2 tRNA genes and 3 rRNA genes are annotated in these 5,468 nt (G+C 54.8%); all 5 read right to left on the bottom strand.

Annotated elements, in window-relative coordinates:
- Window positions 1–8 precede the first annotated feature (8 nt).
- Window positions 9–124 (bottom strand): 5S ribosomal RNA (gene rrf / locus MLE64_RS15595).
- Between the two features lie 81 nt (window positions 125–205).
- Window positions 206–3,141, bottom strand: a 23S ribosomal RNA gene (locus MLE64_RS15600).
- A 247-nt stretch (window positions 3,142–3,388) separates the two neighbouring features.
- Window positions 3,389–3,466, bottom strand: a tRNA-Ile gene (locus MLE64_RS15605).
- Between the two features lie 56 nt (window positions 3,467–3,522).
- Window positions 3,523–3,598: transfer RNA gene (locus MLE64_RS15610), tRNA-Ala, on the bottom strand.
- A 114-nt stretch (window positions 3,599–3,712) separates the two neighbouring features.
- Window positions 3,713–5,252 (bottom strand): 16S ribosomal RNA (locus MLE64_RS15615).
- Together the 16S, 23S and 5S rRNA genes with 2 tRNA genes alongside form the textbook arrangement of a ribosomal RNA operon.
- Window positions 5,253–5,468: the final 216 nt, after the last annotated feature.

The following is a 5,468-nucleotide window of genomic DNA, read 5'->3' on the forward strand; positions in this document are numbered from 1 at the left end:
GGGATTTAACGTCGCAGCGACCTACTTTTCCACTCCTGTGGGGAGCAGTATCATCGGCCCTCCAGGTCTTAACGGCCGTGTTCGGGATGGGAACGGGTGTGACCCCTGGGGAAAAGCCGCGACGAAGGGTAGAAGGGTTGAGAAGGGTTAAGGCGAAGCTCCGTAGAGCGTTCGTGGGTGATGAAGTCATGCAATTCATTGATGAAAGGTCAAGTCGATGGACCGATTAGTATCGCTCAGCTGAAGCCGTCACCGGCCTTGCACATGCGACCTATCAACGTGGTGGTCTACCACGGGTCTCATAGGGAGATCTCATCTTGAGGGGTGTTTCGCGCTTAGATGCTTTCAGCGCTTCTCACTTCCCGACATAGCTACCCAGCATTGCACCTGGAGGCACAACTGGAACACCAGAGGTCAGTCCATCCCGGTCCTCTCGTACTAAGGACAGGTCCTCTCAAATCTCCTGCGCCCACACTAGATAGGGACCGAACTGTCTCGCGACGTTCTGAACCCAACTCACGTACCACTATTGATCGGCGAACAGCCGAACCCTTGGGACCTGCTTCAGCCCCAGGATGTGATGAGTCGACATCGAGGTGCCAAACCTTGCCGTCGATATGAACTCTTGGGCAAGATCAGCCTGTTATCCCCGGCGTACCTTTTATCCGTTGAGCGATGGCCCTTCCATTCGGGACCACCGGATCACTATAACCTGCTTTCGCACCTGCTCGTCGTGTCTGACTCGCAGTCAAGCTCCCTTATACTATTGCGCTCTGCGGCTGATTTCCAAACAGCCTGAGGGAACCTTCGTACGCCTCCGTTACGCTTTAGGAGGCGACCGCCCCAGTCAAACTACCCGCCTGACATTGTCTTCCACCCGGATCACGGGTGCGAGTTAGAGATCAGCGTTAAACAGGGTGGTATCTCAACGTCGGCTCCACCGACCCTAACGAGCCAGTTTCATAGCCTCCCACCTATCCTGCACAGTCCAACGCCAACCTCAATGTCAAGGTGTAGTAAAGGTGCACGGGGTCTTTCCGTCTAAGTGCGGGTAACCGGCATCTTCACCGGTGCTACAAGTTCGCTGAGTCTCTGCTGGAGACAGTTCCCAGATCGTTACACCATTCGTGCAGGTCGGAACTTACCCGACAAGGAATTTCGCTACCTTAGGACCGTTATAGTTACGGCCGCCGTTCACCGGGGCTTAAATTCGCAGCTTCGCTTGCGCTGACCGCTCCTCTTGACCTTCCGGCACCGGGCAGGTGTCAGCCCCTATACCTCCTCTTTGGAGTTTGCAGAGACCTGTGTTTTTGTTAAACAGTCGCCTGGGACATTTATGTGCCACCACCTCGGGCTATAAACCCTACCGTGGTACCCCTTCTCCCGAAGTTACGGGGTTAATTTGCCGAGTTCCTTCAGCAGAGTTCTCTCAAACGCCTGAGGATTCTCTCCTCGACTACCTGTGTCGGTTTGCGGTACGGACACAAGCACCTCTCCTTAGCAGCTTTTCTCGGCAGTGTAGGATCAGGACTTTTCGTCAGATACCTTGAGCTGTTGACGCCCGGACTTCCCTAAGCGCCACCCTTGATACCTTTCGCAGAACATTCCATAGCCCTGCGTCCCTACCTTCCTGCGTCCCTGCATCGTACAAACGAGATGCTCATGGTGCTGGAATATTAACCAGCCTTCCATCGCCTACGCCTTTCGGCCTCAGCTTAGGGTCCGACTAACCCAACGCGGATTGACCTTGCGTTGGAAACCTTAGTCTTACGGCGGACGGGGTTCTCGCCCGTCTTTACGCTACTTATGCCGACAGAGTCTCTTCCCATGTCTCCAGCTGTCCTCACGGTCAACCTTCACAGACGTAGGGAATGCTCCCCTACCACTTACGTTCGCAGCTTCGGTAACATGCTTTAGCCCCGTTGAATTGTCGGCACAGACCCGCTTGACCAGTGAGCTATTACGCTTTCTTTAAAGGATAGCTGCTTCTAAGCTAACCTCCTGGCTGTCTAAGCACATCCACATCCTTTTCCACTTAGCATGTATTTTGGGACCTTAGCTGGCGATCTGGGTTCTTTCCCTCTCGACTACGGATCTTATCACCCGCAGTCTGACTGCCGGACTTCACGGCGTGCCATTCGAAGATTGGTTGGATTCAGTAAGCTGGTAAGCCCCCTAGTCCATTCAGGTCTCTACCTGCACGACGAAACATCCGACGCTAGCCCTAAAGCTATTTCGGGGAGAACGAGCTATCACGGAATTTGATTGGCCTTTCACCCCTATCCTCAACTCATCCAAGCGGTTTTCAACCCACACTGGTTCGGACCTCCATCCGGTGTCACCCGGACTTCATCCTGGTCAAGGATAGATCATCCCGTTTCGCGTCTATTTCCAGCGACTGTCGCCCTATTCAGACTCGGTTTCCCTGCGGCTTCGCCTCTTCGGCTTCGCCTCGCCACTAAAAATAACTAGCCGGCTCATTATGCAAAAGGCACGCGGTTCCCCTGGTAAACCATAGGGGTTCCACTGCTTGTAGATTGACGGTTTCAGGTTCTATTTCACTCCCCTCATCGGGGTTCTTTTCGCCTTTCCCTCACGGTACTGGTTCACTATCGGTCAGATGAACATATTTAGCCTTACCGCATGGTCGCGGCAAATTCTGTCAAGGTTTCTCGTGCCCCGACATACTTGGGAACACCACTCAGAGTCCGATCGGCTTTCGCGTAAGGGGCTATCACCCTGTCTCGCCGGCCTTTCCATGCCGTTCCGCTAACCGTCGGTTTTGTAACTCTGTGCTGGAGGGCAGCTCCAGCCTGTAGGTCCCACGACCCCCCCTACGCAACGCCTGCCGCTTACACGTAGGAGGTTTGGGCTCCTCCGGTTTCGCTCGCCGCTACTCCCGGAATCACTGTTGTTTTCTGTTCCTGTGGGTACTGAGATGGTTCACTTCCCCACGTTCGCCTCTCAAAGCCTATGAATTCAGCTAAGAGATTCTTGAGCTTTCACCCAAGAGGGTTTCCCCATTCGGACATTCCCGGATCACCGTTCGCGTGCAACTCCCCGAGACTTTTCGCAGCTTACCACGTCCTTCATCGCTGTCATCTGCCAAGGCATCCACCGTCAACCCTTTGTAACTTGGCCTTCCATCAATGAATCACATTCATGAATCATTCATTTCGGCCCACGAGAGTGTTGATTCGCTAAACTTGCCTCGCCTTAAGCCCACAGCGTCACTTCAACGCCATGGATCACCCTTCTCTATTCCTTCTATTTGATTGTCAAACAGCTCCGTCTTTCGACCCGCCCCGCGAGGCGGCCTTGAGCTGGATTCAAATCCCGCAGGATCTCAACTCAACTCAATGAATACCCTTTGCCTCCCGGCAAGTGGTGGTGGGCCTAGGTGGATTCGAACCACCGACCTCACGCTTATCAGGCGTGCGCTCTAACCAGACTGAGCTATAGGCCCTCGTGCATTCGCACGCGGGAGGGCTATAGGCCCCCGTTGCGTGTCCCAGCAGGCGCTGGTGGACCCGACCGGGATCGAACCGACGACCTCCTGGATGCAAACCAGGCGCTCTCCCAGCTGAGCTACGGGCCCATTACACGCCCAAGCACGCTCGTCAAAGACTTGCCCGAGCGTCTTTAAAAACCGGATAGAAATTTCGATCGGAAGCGTTGACCTTTCGTCACTCCTAGAAGTGACTCTCCTTAGAAAGGAGGTGATCCAGCCACAGGTTCTCCTACAGCTACCTTGTTACGACTTCACCCCAATCACCAAGTTCACCATTGAGACCTAGCCCCCTTGCGGGTTACCACAGCCTCTTCAAGTGCTCCCGGCTTTCGTGATGTGACGGGCGGTGTGTACAAGGCCCGGGAACGTATTCACCGTATCATTCTGATACACGATTACTAGCGATTCCACCTTCATGTAGTCGAGTTGCAGACTACAATCCGAACTGAGGACGACTTTCTCCGATTAGCTCCATCTCGCGACTTTGCAACGGTTTGTATCGCCCATTGTAGCACGTGTGTAGCCCTGGACATAAGGGCCATGAGGACTTGACATCATCCCCACCTTCCTCCCGGTTAACCCGGGCAGTCCCCGTAGAGTTCCCGCCATGACGCGCTGGCAACTACGGGTAAGGGTTGCGCTCGTTGCGGGACTTAACCCAACATCTCACGACACGAGCTGACGACAGCCATGCAGCACCTCTGCAGCAGTTCTTGCGAAAAGGCACATCTCTGCACCGGTCCACTGCAGTTCAAGCCCAGGTAAGGTTCTTCGCGTTGCGTCGAATTAAACCACATGCTCCACCGCTTGTGCGGGCCCCCGTCAATTCCTTTGAGTTTCAGCCTTGCGACCGTACTCCCCAGGCGGAACACTTAACGCGTTAGCTCCGGCACGGAAGGGGTCAACTCCCTCCACACCAAGTGTTCATCGTTTACAGCGTGGACTACCAGGGTATCTAATCCTGTTTGCTACCCACACTTTCGCGCCTCAGCGTCAGTTACTGTCCAGGTGGCCGCCTTCGCCACTGGTGTTCCTCCTCATCTCTACGCATTTCACCGCTACACGAGGAATTCCACCACCCTCTCCAGTACTCTAGCCTTCCAGTCTCAGATGCAGTTCCCAAGTTGAGCTCGGGGATTACACATCTGACTTAAAAAACCGCCTACGCGCCCTTTACGCCCAATAATTCCGAATAACGCTTGCCCCCTCTGTATTACCGCGGCTGCTGGCACAGAGTTAGCCGGGGCTTCCTCTCCAGGTACCGTCAAGTAACAGCGCTATTAACACTGCCACCTTCGTCCCTGACGACAGGGTTTTACAGTCCGAAGACCTTCATCACCCACGCGGCGTTGCTGCGTCAGACTCTCGTCCATTGCGCAAAATTCCCCACTGCTGCCTCCCGTAGGAGTCTGGACCGTGTCTCAGTTCCAGTGTGGCCGATCACCCTCTCAGGCCGGCTACTGATCGTCGCCTTGGTGGGCCATTACCCCGCCAACTAGCTAATCAGACGCAGGATCCTCTCTTAGCCCCAGGCCTTGCGGTCCCCAGGTTTCACCACAGACATCCCAGCCTGCGGTCTCATGCGGTATTACCACTCCTTTCGGAGCGTTATTCCCCACTAAAAGGTAGATTCCCCACGCGTTACTCACCCGTCTGCCATGCACCTTGCGGCACATCCGACTTGCATGTGTTAGGCACGCCGCCAGCGTTCATTCTGAGCCAGGATCAAACTCTCAAGTTTAATATTCCTGAACTCTCAATCCTCAGGGTCTCCCCCTCGGAACAATGTTCTGGTCGTATTTCTCTGAATCCCACGGACCGTCCTAGAACGTCCCGCGGAACCCTCAAAGGCTTCCTATCTTCTATCCGGTTTTCAAAGACGCCCACCGCGTTTCCACACGGTCCAGAAGAACCTTCCAGCCCTTCCCGGCACCCCGCAGCCTCAACTGCGCAGGAC

It is taken from the genome of Geothrix paludis, from assembly GCF_022808815.1.
Lineage (GTDB): Bacteria > Acidobacteriota > Holophagae > Holophagales > Holophagaceae > Geothrix > Geothrix paludis.